The organism is Micromonospora sp. SD19, from assembly GCF_054462275.1.
The window spans coordinates 146,483-162,492 of sequence record NZ_JBTLMN010000008.1 but is presented as its reverse complement, the minus strand read 5'-3'; the positions used below and the strand labels follow the sequence as shown (position 1 = coordinate 162,492).

Sequence of the window (16,010 nt, the reverse complement as noted above, 5' to 3'; positions counted from 1 at the left end):
TCACGCCGCCAGGGTGGCGAAGACGACGATGTTGTCGGGGTAGCTCTTCGCGGCCTGGTCGAACTGGCCGCCGCAGGTGACCACCCGCAGGCCGGGCCGGTCGCTCGGTCCGTACACCAGCTCGGTGGGGAAGGCCGTCTTCGGGTACGACGTCACCGAGTCGACAGTGAAGCTGGCCGGAACGCCGTCGGCGCGGCGCACGGTGATGGTGTCGCCGGGGGTGAGAGCGCCGAGGTCGAAGAAGACGGCCGGGCCGAGCACCGCCGAGTCCACGTGCCCGACGATGACAGCGTTACCCGTCTCGCCCGGGCTCGCGCCCGGCTCGTACCACCCGGCCTGGTCGGCCTTGTCCAACGGCGGAACCTGGACGGTGCCGTCCGGGTTGGTGCCCAACGACATGATCGTCGCGTCGACACCGATCCGGGGGATCTCGATGCTGGTCGGCGCCGACCGGGCCAGCCCTGCCGGCGCGTCCCCGATCGGCTGCCCGTCGACCGGCGGGGCGTCGTCGGCGGTGCTCGCCGGCCCGGTGGTCTGCGGGGCGGCCTGGGCCAACGGCTGCGGCGGTCGGGGGGCGGGTGTGTCCTTCAGACTGGCGCCGATCATGCCGGCGCCGATCATGGCCATGGTGACGACGACGGCCGTGCCGGCGGCACGCCACGGTTTCCCGCGACGGCCGCCGGCCGGTGTCGTCGTCACGTCAGACGAGCGAACCATCGGTCCGCCGACGACGCATCAGCACGATCCCGCCCAGCGCGGCAGCGCCGAGCAGGCCCGCCCCACCAGTGGCCAGACCCCGGTCGGTGCCGGTGCTGACGCCGCCGTCACCGCCGTCGACACCGCCGTGCGGCAGCACGACCAGCTCGCCCTCGCCGCAGGAGCCCTTGAGCTCGTAGCGACCCGGCTTGGCGTCCTTGTCGACAGTGGCTTCGCCGTAGTAGACGAACTCGCGCTCCTTCTTCCAGTCACGCTCGTCCGAGCCGCGCTCGTCCTTGCCGTAACCGCCGCGCTCGTCCGAGCCGTACTCGGAGCCGTGCTCGTCCTTGGACTCCCAGCCCTTGTCCGAGCCGTACTCGGAGCCGTGCTCGTCCTTGGACTCCCAGCCCTTGTCCGAGCCGTACTCGGAGCCGTGCTCGTCCTTGGACTCCCAGCCCTTGTCCGAGCCGTACTCGGAGCCGTGCTCGTCCTTGGACTCCCAGCCCTTGTCCGAGCCGTACTCGGAGCCGTGCTCGTCCTTGGACTCCCAGCCCTTGTCCGAGCCGTATTCCGAGCCGTGCTCGTCCTTCGACTCCCAGTCCTTCTTGTCACGGCTGTCTTCGGCGTCCTGGCCGTGCTCCTCGCCCTTCCAGTCCTTGCCGTTCTCGTCGCCGTAGGCGTCGGCGGCAGCGCCGGCACCCTGGCCGCCCTTGTCGTCCTTGCCCTTGTCGTCCTTGCCGTGCTCGTCCTTGCCGTTCTCGTCCTTGCCCTCGTGGTCCTTGCCCTTGTCGTCCTTGCCGTGTTCGTCCTTGCCGTTCTCGTCCTTGCCCTCGTGGTCCTTGCCGTTCTCGTCCTTGCCGTGTTCGTCCTTGCCCTTGTCGTGGTCGGAGGAGTTCTCCCCCTCGCGCCAGTCGCGGTCCTCACCCCGGTCCTCACGCGCCGGCTTGAGCTTGACCTTGCCGGTGACCTTGGACCACACGTACGCGTGCTCCTGGCGATCCGGGCAGATCTCGAGGAGCTTGACCTCGTCGCCGGCCTTCACGACGTGCGGCTTGGCGTAGACCTTGCCATCGTCGTGGCCGTCGGCGAACGCGATCCCCGGTGCGAACACCAGGAGCGACGCGCCGCCGAGCGCGGCGCCCGCAACGACCTTCCCGAGCATCTTCTTAGCCATGACCTGCGTCACTCCATCCCTGTTGTCCTGAGCCCGGCGACAACCGAGCTAAGACCGACGTTAGACGGTTTCATGACTTATGAAGTGAAAGATTCGCGTTTTGACCTTTGTTCCGGTAAGAGGCGAAGGGGTGGTACGCGGCTTTCGGCGCGCTGAGTGTGGCGTCAGGCGGGCCGTGACCCGGTAGGCGCGCTCGCGGCGTTCGGAGCACGTCGTGCTCGCCCCGCCCAGTCATCCGGTACCGGCGGCTGCGGCCGCACCGTGCCGCTAAGGCGCGGTCGGGGGGTATCGTCCGGAACGGCTCCGGCGACGCATCGAGCCATTGCCATGGAAGCGCTCCCATGCAAGAATCGGCGAACGCGGTTCAGAGAGCCACACCGTGCAGGCAGGCAGTCGAGGGCACCCGTTTATCGGGCGACATGCCGCCGCCGATCGACCGGCCGCATCGGGTCGGGCACCACCACCATCGCCCGTCCGGGTCGGGCGCCCCCGAAGAATCCCGTTGGCGCCGACGGTCGTCCGTGCAGGACGCCCATCGGGCCGTCCCGCCGGGCCGTACCTGGGCCCGGTCTCGCCCAAGGAGATCAGTGGCATGAATGTGTGGAGAAGGCTAACCGGCCCACGCCGGGCCCTCGCGCTCGCCGGCGCGGGTGCCCTGGTCGCCGGTGGGCTCGTAACGATTCCGGTCACCGCGGCGCAGGCCGCGACGCAGTGCGATATCGCGTACACGAGCAACGACTGGCAGGGCGGCTTCACCGCGAACATCACCATCAAGAACGTCGGTGACCCGCTGAACGGCTGGACGCTGGGCTGGACCTTCCCCAACTCCAGCCAGCGGGTGCAGCAGGGCTGGTCGGCCACGTTCACCCAGTCCGGCAGCCAGGTCACCGCCCGGAGCCTGTCCTACAACGGCACCCTGGCCACCGGCGCGTCGACGAGCATCGGCTTCAACGGCGCGTGGAGCGGCAGCAACCCGAAGCCGACCTCGTTCACCCTGAACGGCGTGGTCTGCAACGGTGGCACCACCCCGCCGACCACGCCCCCGCCGACCGACCCGCCGCCCACTGACCCGCCGCCGACCGACCCGCCGCCCACCACCAACCCGCCACCCGGCACCAAGGTCGACAACCCCTACGTCGGGGTGCGCGGTTACGTGAACCCGGAGTGGAAGGCCAAGGCGGACGCCGAGCCCGGCGGAAGCCGGGTCTCCAACAACCCCACCGCCGTCTGGCTGGACCGGATCGCCGCGATCAACGGCACGCCGGACAGCAGCTCCAACGGTGCCTTCGGGGTGAAGGACCACCTGGACGAGGCGCTGCGCCAGGGCGCCGGCTACATCCAGTTCGTGATCTACAACCTGCCCGGCCGGGACTGCTCCGCGCTCGCCTCCAACGGTGAGCTGGGCCCGGACGAGCTGCCCAAGTACAAGGCCCAGTACATCGACCCGATCGCCGCGATCCAGGGCGACTCGAAGTACAGCAGCCTGCGGATCATCAACATCATCGAGATCGACTCGCTGCCGAACCTGGTGACCAACACCTCCGGCCAGCCTGGCGGCACGGTCATGTGTGACACGGTCAAGGCCAACGGTGCCTACGTCAACGGTGTCGGCTACGCCCTCGCCAAGCTGGGCTCGATCGGCAACGTTTACAACTACATCGACGCCGGTCACCACGGCTGGCTCGGCTGGGACTCCAACTTCGGCCCGAGCGCCGAGATCCTGAAGACCGCCGCGGTCGCCTCCGGCAGCACGGTCAACAACGTGCACGGGTTCATCACGAACACCGCGAACTACTCGGCGCTGCAGGAGCCGTACTTCAAGGTCACCGACAACGTGAACGGCCAGACGGTGCGGCAGTCCAAGTGGGTCGACTGGAACTTCTACGTCGACGAGCTGTCGTTCGCCCAGGCGTTCCGGACCAAGCTGGTCTCGCTGGGCTTCAACTCGAACATCGGCATGCTGATCGACACCTCCCGCAACGGATGGGGTGGCTCCGCGCGGCCCACCGGACCGGGTGCCATGACGAGCGTCGACACCTACGTCAACGGTGGCCGGGTCGACCGACGCCTGCACCTCGGCAACTGGTGCAACCAGGCCGGTGCCGGTCTTGGTGAGCGGCCGCGGGCCAACCCGGCGACGGGGATCGACGCCTACGTCTGGGTGAAGCCGCCGGGTGAGTCGGACGGCTCCAGCAAGGAGATCCCGAACAACGAGGGCAAGGGCTTCGACCGGATGTGCGACCCGACGTACGGCGGCAACGCCCGCAACGGCAACAACCCGTCCGGGGCGCTGGGCGACGCGCCGATCTCCGGTGCGTGGTTCTCCGCCCAGTTCCAGGAGCTCATGCGCAACGCCTACCCGGCGCTCTGATCGGGTAGCTCACGCACCAACCCGCTGCCAGTGGTTGGTGAGGCACTGTTGGCAGCAGGTTCCCCCCGGGTCCCCGGCCCGACCGTCACAGGTCGGGTCGGGGACCCCCCTCGCCCCGGTCAGGGCACCGTGCGTTCGATCGCCGCCCGACCCTGCTCAGCCAGGTCACGGCGGGCCCTGTCCAGGTTCTCCGGCGTCAGGTCCTGGCCGCGGGCCATCACCAGGTCCTCCGGCTCCCACTGCTGTTCGCCGCCGGTGCGGATGTTGTCCCCGCCAGCGCCGGTGCCCGTCCCGGTCGCCCCGGTGCCGGCAGCGTACGGATCGCCGATCAGATCGTCGGTGTCCGGTGCCAGATCGTCTGGTCGGTTGCGGGGTTCGGCGAAGCTCGGCGTGTCCCGGTCGGGGCCACCTCCGGTCCGCAGTTGCGGCACGGTGGCGTCATCATCCACCGCCGAGGCCACCTCGGGGCTGTCCTCCAACGGCGGTTGGCGATCGCGATCGGTCATCGTGCTGCCTCCTGTGTCCGACACGGTGCCTGATTTCCTCACGTACCCCTTCGTGTCGGGCTCATGCCGGGCGGCCCGGCCGTCAGGCGCCGGGCTGGTGCTCAGTGGGGGCGGCGGGTCAGGCCCCGGGCTGGTGCTCGTTGGGGGTCGGCGGCTCCGCCGGGCGCAACCACTGCCAGAGCAGCATGAGCAGGCCGAAGACGAGCATCGCCAGCCCGGCCCACAGGTTGATCCGGACGCCCTCTGCCTTGTCGATCTCGGCCCGGCTGTCGAAGATGCCGATCAGCGTCACGATGATCCCGTACGCGACGAAGAGACCACCGATCACCCGGCGGATGTCGAACAGCCGGGCCGCGGCGGAGCGCCGCTGCTCCTCCTGCGTCTCGTCGATCAGCGGGTCCTGTGCCGGCTGGCCGTCGTTGCTCATCTGCCGACCCCTTTCCTCAGAAGACCGGGATGTAGAAGAGGGCGGCCAGCGCGACCGCGATCAGACCGAGCAGCACCGGGGAGCGGTACCAGACGGCGTCCCCGGCGAGCACGTCGCCCTTCAGGTCGACGCCGCCCATGCCGTACACCAGCCCGCGCAGTTCCTCGTCGCGCTTGGGCGAGGTGAGCGGGGTGATGATCGCCGCGACCACCACCGCGGTGACGAACGCCAGACCGGCGCCCCAGAAGCTCTCCTCCAGGTCGGAGTTGAAATCGACCACACCGCCCTTGTAGAGCAGGTAGAGGCTCAGCGACACCAGGGTGCCCAGCAGCAGTGACCAGAAGCCGGCCAGGGCGGTCATCCGCTTCCAGAACATGCCGATGATGAAGGTGGCGAACAGCGGCGCGTTGAAGACGGAGAAGAGCGCCTGGATGTAGTTCATGATGTTGCTGAACCCGGCCGCGATGAACGCGGTGCCGATCCCGATCACCACGGCGGCGACCGTCGCCCACCGGCCGACCCGCAGGTAGTACTCGTCCGAGCGGTCCCGGCGGATGTACGCCTGCCAGATGTCGTAGGTGAAGACGGTGTTGAAGCCGCTCACGTTGGCCGCCATGCCCGCCATGAACGAGGCGAGCAGGCCGGTGACCGCCACCCCGAGCACGCCGTTGGGGAGCAGGTCGCGCATCAGCAGCGGGATGGCGTTGTTGTACTGCAGGTCGCCGCTCTCCGCGCCGAGGCCCTTCACGGTGACCAGGGCCACCAGGCCGGGGATGACCGTGACCAGGGGAATGAACAGCTTCGGGTACGCGGCGATGATCGGCGTACGCCGGGCGGCGCTCATGTTCTTCGCCGACAGGGCACGCTGCACCTCGGCGAAGTTCGTCGTCCAGTAGCCGAACGAGAGCACGAAGCCGAGGCCGAAGACGATGCCGATCCAGTGCGCGCCGAGCGGGTTGGCCGTGCTGCCGGTGTCCTGCCACGCGTGCAGGCCCGCCTCTCCGAGTTTGGTGTCGGCGACCGCGTCCATGAGGCCGTTCCACCCGCCGACCTTGACCAGGCCGATCACCGTGACCGGAATGAGGCCGGCGAGGATGACGAAGAACTGGAGCACCTCGTTGTAGATCGCCCCGGACAGGCCGCCGATGGTGATGTACGCCAGGACGATCGCCGCCCCGACCACGATCGCCGTCCAGAGCGGCCAGCCGAGCAGCGCCTGCATGACGAGGGCCAACGCGTAGAGGTTCACGCCGGCGATCAGCACCTGGGCGACGGCGAAGCTGAGCGCGTTGAGCAGGTGGGTGGGGCGGTTGAATCGCAGCCGCAGGTATTCCGGGACGCTGCGGACCTTGGAGCCGTAGTAGAAGGGCATCATCACGATGCCCAGGAAGACCATCGCCGGGACCGCGCCGATCCAGTAGTAGTGGACCGTCATCACGCCGTACTGGGCCCCGTTCGCGGCCATTCCGATGATCTCCAACGCGCCCAGGTTCGCCGAGACGAAGGCGAGACCGGTCACCCAGGCCGGCAGGGAGCGGCCGGAGAGGAAGAAGTCGACGCTGGTCCGGATGGCCCGTCGGGCGGCGAAGCCGACCCCGAGGACGGTGACGAAGTACAGCGCCAGAATCAGGTAGTCCAGGCCGTTCATGTTGAGCCGGAGACCGTCGCCGTCCATCCCGCCACCCCTCGTCCCGACGTCCGCGCTGGTTGCCGCGCGCCCTATTACCCCGCCTGCGCGGTTTCACGCCTGGAGGTGGGAACCGTCCTGTTCCACCCCGGTCGGGCGGTCTGGGGGCGCCCGGACGCCGACCAGCGCGCGCAAGAGGGCGCCCCGGCCGTCAGGGCCGGGGCGCCGCCTGTTTGCGGGGTGGGTCAGCGACCGAGGACGCGGTCCAGGAAGTCCCGGTAGTTGCGGACCGCCATGCGCAGCTGCTCGGTGTCGGCCGAGCCGGCGTCCTGCCACCCGCCCAGCGTGGTCTTCTGCGCGGCCAGTGCCGAGGAGAGGGCCTGGATGGCCTCCTCCACCAGCGACTGCGCCTCGCCGGCAGCCGCCTTCGGGTCGTCGACGAAACGCAGCTGCACGTCCCGCCAACGGTCCCGGAAGCTCTGCGCGGTGTCCGGTTCGAGGAGCGTGGCCGGCCCGGCCGCGACAGTCGACCCGGCGGGTCGGGATGTTCCGGCGGCCGCCAGCGTGGGGCTGGTGTCGTCGCCGGGGACCGGTTCGCCGTCCGCGTCCGGGTCGACCATCTCCGGTGTGGCGCTGCCGTAGCCGGCCGCGCCCGCCGCGGCGGCCTCCCGATCGCCGGTCAGATCGCCGCGTCGCTCGGGGTCGCCGTTCGTGCTCCCCGGCGGGACGACGGTCCGCGCTGACGTGTCCGCGTCGGCGCGGTCGTCGAAGTCGCTGCGGTTGTCGACGTCGGTGCTCTCGACGTCAGTGCTGTCGACGTCGACGTCCGAGTCGCGGCGGTGCAGCTCGGCGGTCGGGTCGGCGCGCAGACCCTCCCGCTCGCCATCCTCGGCGCCGTCGCCCGGCTGGGCGGTCCGCTCGGCCCGGGGGTCCGGCTGGTCCTGCGGGCGCGGGCTGGCCAGCGCGGAGGCGGCCACCGCGTCGGCGACAGTGGTGGCGCCGAACGTGGTCGGCAGCGGCCCCGGCTCGTGGAAACCGCCCTCGTCGGTGGAGCGGTCGTCGCGTCCGTGGCGTGGGTCGGAGTCGTCGGTCAGCTCGTCGTCGGCCGGGTCGTACGCGCCATCCCGGTCGGTGTCGTCGGCCCGGTCGGTGTCGTCGGTCCGGTCGTGGACGGTGCTTTGGTCGTCGAAGGTGCCCCGGTCGTCGAGGGCGTCCTCAGGGACGTCGGAGCGGCCGGACCGGTCGCCGGCCGGGGGTACCGGCACGGGCGCGGACCGCACGGCCTCCGGGTGGTCGTTGCTCACCTGCTGCTCTTCCTGGCGCATCGGTGGCCTCCTCAGCGGCTCGTGGTGTCGTGGTCCGGGTGGTGGCGCTGCTCGGGCGTCTGCTGGCCGACCGGCTCCTCGCCCAGCAGGTCGGCGAAGAGTGCGCGGTAGTGCACAACCGCCTGCCGCAGCTCCTCGGTGTTGGCCTCGCCCCGGGAGTTGCGCAGGTGGATCTCGTGCGCGTCCCGGTAGTTGGTGAGGGTGCGGGCGTGCTCGACGGAGAGGTGGGCGATCTGGTCGGAGAAGTCACCGGTCGGGTAGCCCTGCTCTTCGATGAGCCGCGTGACCAGTTCGTCCGCGTCGCCCACGGTCTCGCCGGGGGAGTCGATGAAGCGGACCTGAAGTTCCTCCCAGGCGGCGGCGTACCGGGCCCGGGACTCCGGGGTGAGTGGGGTGAGCGTGAGCTCGGCATGCCGGCGTTCCCGGTCGCGCAGTTCGCGCTCGGCGGCGGACCGGCTGTCCTGCTCCGCCACCACCCGGTCGTACTCCGGGCCGAACCGGTTGCGGAGCGCGCGACGGTTGGTGAGCGAGCGGGCGGCCACGGCCAGCACCGCGACGATCACCAGCACGACGAGCACGATGACGACTATCTGCGTGGACGACATGGGCTCCTCCTTCGTCATCTGGTATTCCCTCCGAGCAGTGATCGCCAATCCCGATCCGAGACACTTTCCTGACGAGGCTCCAACTGCCCCACCTGCCAGAATCTGACTCGTTCCAGAAAAGTGGGATTCGGACCACGCCCGCGCACATCCCGGAGCGTCGATGTCGGCGCGACAGGCGGTAGTGCAACAGCTCTCGATTACGTATCCTGCCCAAGGCGCCCGCGCCGGTGCCCGACGAACGGCCGGGCGCGCAGCCGGCCGGAGCGTTGCCCGGCGGTGCCGGCGCCCCTCCTGCCACCCTGTACGGGCGAGGTCTGATGAAAACCCGCGACTGGCCGATCCGCTCGAAGCTGACCGCGTTGGTCGTCGCGCCGGTGACCGCGCTCCTGGCGTTGTGGATCTTCGCGACCTCCCTGACCTTCGGTCCCGCCCTGAACCTGCTCTCCGCCCGCACCCTCCTGTACGACCTGGGTCGCCCCGGCGAGGCGGTGGTCACCGAGCTGCAACGGGAACGCCGGCTCTCGGTGGTGCAGCTCGCCGGCGACGCCGAGCTGCCCGCCCTCGCCGAGCAGCGCGGGCGCACCGACCGGGCGGTCGCCGAGCTGCGCCGCCGGGTGGACGGCGAACCCCTGCGCGACGCCGCTGACCACCTGCTGGAAACCCGGATCGACCAGCTCATCACCGCCCTGGCAGCGCTGCCCAGCGGGCGGACGTTCATCGACGACCGCAAGGTGGACCGGGCCGGCGCGCTCAACCTGTACAGCGGCATGGTCTCCGCGGCCTTTCAGGCGTTCGCCGGCATGGCGACCCTGACCGACCCGGGAATCAACCGGCAGGCCCTGGCGCTCACCGCGCTGGGCCGCTCCCGGGAGCTGCTCGGCCAGAGCGACGCGCTGCTGGCCGGCGCGCTGACCGCCGGACGGTTCGCCGAGGGGGAGCACACCCAGCTCGTCCAGGCCATCGGCAATCAACGGTGGCTCACCGAGAGCGCCGTGGCCGACCTGCCCGAGAGCAGCCGGGTCGCGTACCAACGACTGACCGAGGGCGAGGCGTTCACCCGGCTGCGCGCCATGCAGGACGCGCTGGTCGTACCCAGCCGGTCCGGCCGACCGGCGGTCGACGCGGCGGCCTGGCAGGCCAGCCAGGACGCGGTGCAGCAGCAGCTGCGGGACTTCGAGCTGTCCGAGGCGGACGCCCTCACCGACCGTTCGGTGCCGATGGCGGTCCGCATCCTGGTGCGGCTGGCCGCCGCCGGGGTGCTCGGGCTCGTCGCCGTGGTCGTCTCGGTGCTGGTGGCGCTGCGGGTCGGCCGCACCCTGGTCCGGCGGCTCAGCGGCGTCCGCACCGCCGCGCTGGAGCTGGCCGAGCACCGGCTGCCCGACGTGGTGACCCGGCTGCGCCGTGGCGAGCAGGTCGACGTCGCCCGGGAGGCACCACCGCTGGAGTACGGCCACGACGAGATCGGCGAGGTCGGGCGCGCCTTCACCGAGGTGCAGCGCACCGCCGTGCAGGCCGCTGTGGACGAGGTCACCCTGCGGCGCGGGCTCAACGAGGTCTTCCTCAACATCGCCCGACGCAGCCAGAGCCTGGTGCACCGTCAGCTGCACCTGCTGGACCGGATGGAGCGGCGCAGCGAGGACCCGGACGAGCTGGCCGAGTTGTTCCAGGTCGACCACCTGGCCACCCGGCTCCGCCGGCACGCCGAGGACCTGGTCATCCTCGCCGGCTCCGCCCCCGGCCGCGGTTGGCGCAACCCGGTCGCGATGGTCGACCTGATCCGTGGCGCGATCTCCGAGGTCGAGGCGTACGAACGGGTGGACATCACCAACGTGCAACCGGCCGGCGTGCTGGGGCGGGCCGTCGGCGATGTCATCCACCTCCTCGCCGAGCTGGTCGAGAACGCCACCGCCTTCTCCCCGCCGGACACCCGGGTCACCGTCACCGGGGCGCAGGTGGCCAACGGGTACGCCCTGGAGATCACCGACCAGGGGCTGGGCATGTCCGACACGGCGCTGGAGACCGCCAACACCCGGCTGGCCAGCTCGCCGGAGTTCGACCCGGCGCAGAGCGCCCGACTCGGCCTGTTCGTGGTGGCCCGGCTGGCGGCCCGGCACGGCGTACGGGTGCGGTTGCGGCCGTCGGGGGAGGGTGGCGTGACCGCCGTGGTGCTGCTCCCCGGCGACCTGGTCACCACCGAACCGCCGGCCGGCCCCGACCCGGCCACGCTCGGCGCCGCGTCGGCCGACCCGGGCCGGCGACTGGTGCGGACGGCACGCCGGGGCGCGGTGACCCGACCCCGTACCCGCCCACCGACGGCCCCGACCGGCAGCACGGCCCCGCCGGCCCCGCCCACCGGCGCGCCGACCTCGGTCACCGCGCCGGCCAGCACGCCCGACGAGGGGCCGGCGACCTCCGACGAGCCGGACGACGAGCTGGACGGGCTGCCCCGCCGGGTGCGCCGCCGGACCCCCGCCGCCCAACCCCGGTCGACAGTCGGCGACACGCCGTCACCCCGCTCGCCCGAGGAGGTCCGCCAGGTGATGGCGGCGCTGCAGGCCGGCACGGCGCGCGGCCGTGCCACCGCCGTCACCCCGACGGCACCGCCGTCAACGGGCCCGACGACGCCGACCGGCAGCGCGGTCCCGACGGCACCCACCGACCCGCCGACGAGCCCCGAACCACCGACCGCGACTGAGAGGGACGCCTAGTGCGGCATTCGACGAAGCAGAGCGCCGGCCTCGACTGGTTGCTCGACGAACTGGTGCAACGGGTACCGGCCGCCCGGGAGGCGGTGGTGCTCTCCGCCGACGGCCTGCTGCTCGGCTGCTCGGCCGAGTTGGAACGCTCCGACGCCGAGCACCTCTGTGCGCTCGCCGCCGGGTTCTCCAGCCTGGCCCGCGGCGCCAGCCGGCACGTGGACGGCGGCCCGGTGCGACAGACGGTGGTGGAGATGGAGGCCGCGTACCTCTTCGTCACCACCGCCGGGCAGGGCGCCTGCCTGGCCGTGGTGAGCGACGCCGACGCGGACATCGGGCTGGTCGCGTACGAGATGGCGATGCTGGTGATCCGGGTGGGGGAGAGCCTCGCCGCACCGGCCCGATCGGCAGCGGACGCCGGAGATGCGGACTGAGCCGCCCGGGCCGCAGCACGAGTGGCTGGACGGTGACGCCGGCCCGGTGATGCGCCCGTACACGCTCACCCGGGGCCGGGTACGCTCCGCCGTCGACAATTTCAACCTGGTCGCGTTCGTGGTGGCGGCGGACGTCGACCCGGCGGGTCATGCGCACCTGCTGCCCGAGCATCGACGGCTCGTCGCGTTGGCCAGCCGGCCGGTGTCGGTGGCCGAACTGGCGGCCGAGTTGGACCTCGCTGTCGGCGTGGTCCGGGTACTGCTCGGTGATCTCCTCGCCGAGGGCCTGGTCGCGGTGCACGAGCCGCCGAAAGCCGGCATCCTTCCCGACGACGACATCCTCAAGGCGGTGGTCAGTGGACTCCGTGCGCTGTGACCAGGTGGGCACCAGCACCACCATCCCGCTGGCACTGAAGATCCTCATCGCGGGAGGCTTCGGGGCCGGCAAGACGACCTTGGTGAGTGCCCTGAGCGAGGTCCGTCCGTTGCAGACCGAGGAGGTGCTGACCGGGGCCGGGATCGGCACCGACGACATCTCCGGCGTGGAGGGCAAGTCCACCACCACGGTGGCGATGGACTTCGGCCGGATCACCATCAACGACGACCTGCAGGTCTACCTGTTCGGCACGCCGGGTCAGGACCGGTTCTGGTTCCTCTGGGACGAGCTGGCCTTCGGCGCGCTCGGCGCGGTGGTGCTCGCCGACACCCGGCGACTGGCAGACTGCTTCCCCTCCATCGACTACTTCGAGCAGCGCGGCATCCCGTTCGTGGTGGGCGTGAACTGTTTCGACGGCTCCCGCCGGTTCAACCTGGAGACCGTACGCCGAGCGCTCGACCTGGACCCGGAGGTGCCGATGGTGCTCTGCGACGCCCGGGACCGGCAGTCCGGGAAGATGGTGTTGATCTCTCTGGTGGAGCACGTGGCCCGGCAGCGCGGTGAGCCAGTGCCGGCCGCCTGAGAACCGGGCCGGAAAGCGGGTTAACGGGCGGGCAACGCGGGCACGCTCTGGTTGGATCAACGGAGGATGCCGGCGGAGGAGTGGTACGTGAGCGGTCAGGGTGAGGTCGTCCACATCGGCTGTTACACCGCGCAGAGCGGTGGACGGGGCAGCGGCATCGTCGCCGCACGTCGCGACCCGACGACCGGGGCGCTGACCCCGCTCGGCACGGTGGCGGTCACCCCGTCCCCGTCCTTCCTGGCACGGCACCCCACCCAGCCGGTGCTCTACGCGGTCAACGAGCTGACCGACGGGGAGGTCAGCGCCTGGCAGGTCGGTGCGGACGGCGCGCTGGACCCGCTCGGCAGCCGGTCGACCGGCGGGGCCGAGCCCTGCCACCTGGCGGTGCTGCCCGGCGGCGATCACCTGCTGGCGGCCAACTACGGCAGCGGCAGCATCGCGGTCTTCCCACTCGACCCGCGGGGCGTGCCCGGCGACCGCACCGACCTGGTGGTGCACGAGGGGCACGGCCCCGACCCGGAGCGCCAGGACCACGCCCACGCCCACATGGTCTCGCCGGGACCGGGCCGGGGGCCGATCCTCGCCGTGGATCTCGGCACCGACTCCGTCTACCGGTACGACCTGGACGCGGCGACCGGACGACTGGTGCCGCGTGCGCCGCGGATGCGGACCGCGCCCGGAACCGGTCCCCGGCACCTGGCCCGGCACCCGGACGGACGGCGCTGCTACCTCGTCGGTGAGCTGGACGCCTCGGTCACCGCGTACGAGCTGACCGACGACGGCGCGTTGCACCAACGCGGGCGGGTCGAGGCGAGCGAGCGGGCCGGCCACGTCCAGCCGTCGGAGGTCGCTGTCACCCCGGACGGCCGTTTCCTCCACGTCGCCAACCGTGGGGCGGGGACCGTGGCGGTCTTCACCCTGGCCGGGGAGTTGCCCGAGCTGGTGGCCGAAGTGGACACCGGTGGCGAGTGGCCCCGGCACTTCGCCCTGATCGGGGAGCACCTCTACGTCGCCGACGAGCGGGCGGACATGGTGCGGGTGTTCCGGCGCGACGCCGAAACCGGCGTCCCGGAGGCGGTCGGCGAGCCGGTTCCGGTGCCGAGTCCGACGTGCGTTTTGCCCTGAACGATGGTTTAGAGACGTGAGCGCCGCACTCGTTTGGCAACGCCACGAGGCTGCTACGTCACTCTGTGTTGCAAAAGAGAGGTCAACTGTTTCTCCTGCGTAACTTTAGTCCGAACGGATGTGGCAGAGACGGCACCTAGTACGCAAGATGGTCACCGTGTCAGCAGGCCGCCATCGCATGCGTTCGAAACTCCACCTAGCCGCCGCCGCCGCAACGGTCGGGGTGCTCGTCGTCACGACGGGCGCGTGGTTCGGCTATCGGGAGTTGATCCAGCCCAGCTGCTCGGGGGAGATCCGGCTCGCCGTGGCGGTCGCCTCCGAACTCGCGCCAGCGGTGGACGCGGCGGCGTCCCAGTGGGTGAAGGACGGCGCGGCGGTAGGCCCGACCTGCATTCGGGTCGACGTTTCCGCGTCCGACCCGGTCGACGTCGCGGCCGTGGTGGCGGCCAAACACGGCGCGGTGCTCGCCGGCGTGGGGCAGGCCAGCGGCACCGCCGTCAGCCCCGACGTCTGGGTGCCCGACTCCTCGACCTGGCTGCTGCGGTTGAAGAAGGACGCGACGGCGTTCGCTCCGACCAACGGCGCGTCCATCGCGCGCAGCCCGATCGTCGTCGCGATGCCCGAGCCGATCGCCACCCGGCTCGGCTGGCCGGACAAGAAGTTCAACTGGACCGACCTGCTCAAGCAGGTCAACAGCAGCACGCCGCTGCGGACCGGGATCGTCGAGCCGACCCGCGACGCGGCGGGCCTGTCCGGACTGCTCTCGCTGACCGCCGCCGCCAGCGCGGCCGGCGGCGACGCCCAGCGCAACACCGTCGGCGCGCTGCGCGCACTGGCCACCGGCCGCTCCTCGCTCCGCAACGACCTGCTGGCCCGTTTCCCCACTGCCAACGACTCCACGTCCATCGCCAGTGGTCTCGGTGCGGCGGCGCTGTCCGAAGAAGACGTGATCGCGTACAACAGCAAGAAGCCGCCGGTGCCGCTCGCCGCGCTCTACATGGAGCCGGCGCCGATGCCGCTGGACTACCCGTACGCGGTGCTGCCCGGCATCGAACCGAGCAAGGCGTCGGCGGCCAAGGTGCTGTTCGAACTGCTCACCAGCCCGACCTTCCGTAACCGGCTCGCCGCGCAGTCGCTGCGTGCGCCGGACGGCAACTGGGGCGAGGGTTTCAAGGCGCCGCAGGGTGCGCCGAGCCCGTCCGGCGGCGCGCCCACCGCACCGGCGAACGGCGGCACCGCGGCGGGTGGCCTGGACCCGGCCGCCATCCAGCGGGTCGTCTCCAGCTGGTCGATCGCCACCCAGTCTGGTCGGATGCTCGCCGTCATCGACGTCTCCGGCTCGATGAAGGAGCCGGTGCCCTCCGCCAACAACCGCAGCCGGGAGGAGGTCACTGTCGACGCGGCCCGTCGTGGCCTCAGCCTCTTCGACGACTCCTGGTCGATCGGTCTGTGGACCTTCTCCACCCAGCTCGTCGGCAACCGGGACTACCGGGAGCTGGTCCCGATCGGCCCGCTCTCCGGCCAGCGCGGCCAGTTGGAGGGCGCGCTCGCGACCATCAAGCCCTCCAGCGGCGACACCGGCCTCTACGACACGATGTTTGCCGCGTACCAGGCGGTCCAGGAAAACTGGCAGCCCGGCCGGGTCAACTCGATCGTGCTGTTCACCGACGGCAAGAACGAGGACGACAACGGTCTCAACCAGCAGCAGCTGCTCGGCAAGCTCAAGCAGGCCGCCGACCCGGAGCGGCCGGTCCAGGTCATCATGATCGGTATCGGTGAGGGCGTCAGCAAGGCGGAGCTGGAGTCGATCACCAAGGTGACCGGTGGCGACGTCTTCGTCACGAAGGATCCGAGCGAGATCGGCAGCATCTTCCTCAGCGCCATCGCGCGGCGCCCGCCAGCACCGCGCTGATCCGACGCTCAGCGGTCGGGGAGCCTGCCACACCCGTCGATCCGGTGTGGCAGGCCCCTTTTCGGCCCGCCAGTTGTTGAAGAAAAGTGACGGCAATACGTCGGAAGCAATCGGCAGTCATAGTTGTCAGGGCAGGATGTCGACTGTTCCGGC

At 71.0% G+C, this 16,010-nt stretch carries 14 protein-coding genes; 7 read left to right on the top strand and 7 right to left on the bottom strand.

What is annotated here, in order from left to right; all coding sequences use genetic code 11:
* Together ACX27O_RS24380 and ACX27O_RS24375 are read right to left on the bottom strand one after the other, a co-directional pair.
* On the bottom strand, positions 1-699 hold the full coding sequence (locus ACX27O_RS24380) for a class F sortase (protein ID WP_210865983.1): 699 nt from the start codon (positions 697-699) through the stop codon (positions 1-3).
* Between the two features lies 1 nt (position 700).
* On the bottom strand, positions 701-1,870 hold the full coding sequence (locus ACX27O_RS24375) for a putative sodium/potassium/calcium exchanger (RefSeq protein ID WP_387221384.1): 1,170 nt from the start codon (positions 1,868-1,870) through the stop codon (positions 701-703).
* 592 nt (positions 1,871-2,462) lie between these two features.
* On the opposite strand from ACX27O_RS24375, the gene ACX27O_RS24370 reads away from it, so the two are divergent.
* Positions 2,463-4,241 (top strand): glycoside hydrolase family 6 protein, encoded by a 1,779-nt coding sequence (locus ACX27O_RS24370; RefSeq protein WP_210865985.1) that lies wholly within the window; start codon positions 2,463-2,465, stop codon positions 4,239-4,241.
* Between the two features lie 119 nt (positions 4,242-4,360).
* Here the strand turns inward: ACX27O_RS24370 and ACX27O_RS24365 are convergent, their stop codons facing one another.
* From ACX27O_RS24365 to ACX27O_RS24345, 5 genes are all read right to left on the bottom strand, one after another.
* Positions 4,361-4,747, bottom strand: a complete 387-nt coding sequence (locus ACX27O_RS24365; RefSeq protein WP_030333260.1) for a hypothetical protein — start codon at positions 4,745-4,747, stop codon at positions 4,361-4,363.
* A 118-nt stretch (positions 4,748-4,865) separates the two neighbouring features.
* Positions 4,866-5,174 carry a hypothetical protein gene (locus ACX27O_RS24360; protein WP_030333261.1) on the bottom strand — a complete coding sequence of 103 codons (309 nt, stop codon included), beginning with the start codon at positions 5,172-5,174 and terminating at the stop codon, positions 4,866-4,868.
* A 16-nt stretch (positions 5,175-5,190) separates the two neighbouring features.
* A complete protein-coding gene (locus tag ACX27O_RS24355) occupies positions 5,191-6,849 on the bottom strand; it encodes a sodium:solute symporter family protein (protein ID WP_210862199.1) in 1,659 nt (552 codons plus the stop codon).
* Between the two features lie 197 nt (positions 6,850-7,046).
* Positions 7,047-8,126, bottom strand: a complete 1,080-nt coding sequence (locus tag ACX27O_RS24350) for a hypothetical protein (RefSeq protein ID WP_458940101.1) — start codon at positions 8,124-8,126, stop codon at positions 7,047-7,049.
* 11 nt (positions 8,127-8,137) lie between these two features.
* A complete protein-coding gene (locus ACX27O_RS24345) occupies positions 8,138-8,731 on the bottom strand; it encodes a hypothetical protein (protein ID WP_030333264.1) in 594 nt (197 codons plus the stop codon).
* Positions 8,732-9,048: 317 nt separating this feature from the next.
* Here ACX27O_RS24345 and ACX27O_RS24340 point away from each other — a divergent pair, with 317 nt between their 5' ends.
* From ACX27O_RS24340 to ACX27O_RS24315, 6 genes are all read left to right on the top strand, one after another.
* Positions 9,049-11,439 carry a sensor histidine kinase gene (locus tag ACX27O_RS24340; RefSeq protein ID WP_458940100.1) on the top strand — a complete coding sequence of 797 codons (2,391 nt, stop codon included), beginning with the start codon at positions 9,049-9,051 and terminating at the stop codon, positions 11,437-11,439.
* Complete coding sequence (locus ACX27O_RS24335) at positions 11,439-11,861, top strand: roadblock/LC7 domain-containing protein (protein ID WP_030333266.1); 423 nt, start codon at positions 11,439-11,441, stop codon at positions 11,859-11,861. The genes ACX27O_RS24340 and ACX27O_RS24335 overlap by 1 nt, the downstream gene beginning before the upstream one ends.
* Positions 11,851-12,237 carry a DUF742 domain-containing protein gene (locus ACX27O_RS24330; protein WP_279519282.1) on the top strand — a complete coding sequence of 129 codons (387 nt, stop codon included), beginning with the start codon at positions 11,851-11,853 and terminating at the stop codon, positions 12,235-12,237. The genes ACX27O_RS24335 and ACX27O_RS24330 overlap by 11 nt, the downstream gene beginning before the upstream one ends.
* Positions 12,218-12,820 carry a GTP-binding protein gene (locus ACX27O_RS24325; RefSeq protein ID WP_030333268.1) on the top strand — a complete coding sequence of 201 codons (603 nt, stop codon included), beginning with the start codon at positions 12,218-12,220 and terminating at the stop codon, positions 12,818-12,820. Before ACX27O_RS24330 ends, ACX27O_RS24325 begins: the two co-directional genes overlap by 20 nt.
* A gap of 87 nt (positions 12,821-12,907) precedes the next feature.
* Complete coding sequence (locus ACX27O_RS24320) at positions 12,908-13,945, top strand: lactonase family protein (protein ID WP_357638782.1); 1,038 nt, start codon at positions 12,908-12,910, stop codon at positions 13,943-13,945.
* Between the two features lie 157 nt (positions 13,946-14,102).
* A complete protein-coding gene (locus ACX27O_RS24315) occupies positions 14,103-15,857 on the top strand; it encodes a substrate-binding domain-containing protein (RefSeq protein WP_030333272.1) in 1,755 nt (584 codons plus the stop codon).
* Positions 15,858-16,010 lie beyond the last annotated feature (153 nt).

Bases quoted from the DNA above. Each gene is read 5' to 3' on its own strand.
- ACX27O_RS24360 (WP_030333261.1), bottom strand. From the start codon at position 5,174: ATGAGCAACGACGGCCAGCCGGCACAGGACCCGCTGATCGACGAGACG.
- ACX27O_RS24350 (WP_458940101.1), bottom strand. From the start codon at position 8,126: ATGCGCCAGGAAGAGCAGCAGGTGAGCAACGACCACCCGGAGGCCGTG.
- ACX27O_RS24340 (WP_458940100.1), top strand. From the start codon at position 9,049: ATGAAAACCCGCGACTGGCCGATCCGCTCGAAGCTGACCGCGTTGGTC.
- ACX27O_RS24345 (WP_030333264.1), bottom strand. From the start codon at position 8,731: ATGTCGTCCACGCAGATAGTCGTCATCGTGCTCGTCGTGCTGGTGATC.
- ACX27O_RS24370 (WP_210865985.1), top strand. From the start codon at position 2,463: ATGAATGTGTGGAGAAGGCTAACCGGCCCACGCCGGGCCCTCGCGCTC.
- ACX27O_RS24365 (WP_030333260.1), bottom strand. From the start codon at position 4,747: ATGACCGATCGCGATCGCCAACCGCCGTTGGAGGACAGCCCCGAGGTG.
- ACX27O_RS24355 (WP_210862199.1), bottom strand. From the start codon at position 6,849: ATGGACGGCGACGGTCTCCGGCTCAACATGAACGGCCTGGACTACCTG.
- ACX27O_RS24330 (WP_279519282.1), top strand. From the start codon at position 11,851: ATGCGGACTGAGCCGCCCGGGCCGCAGCACGAGTGGCTGGACGGTGAC.
- ACX27O_RS24375 (WP_387221384.1), bottom strand. From the start codon at position 1,870: ATGGCTAAGAAGATGCTCGGGAAGGTCGTTGCGGGCGCCGCGCTCGGC.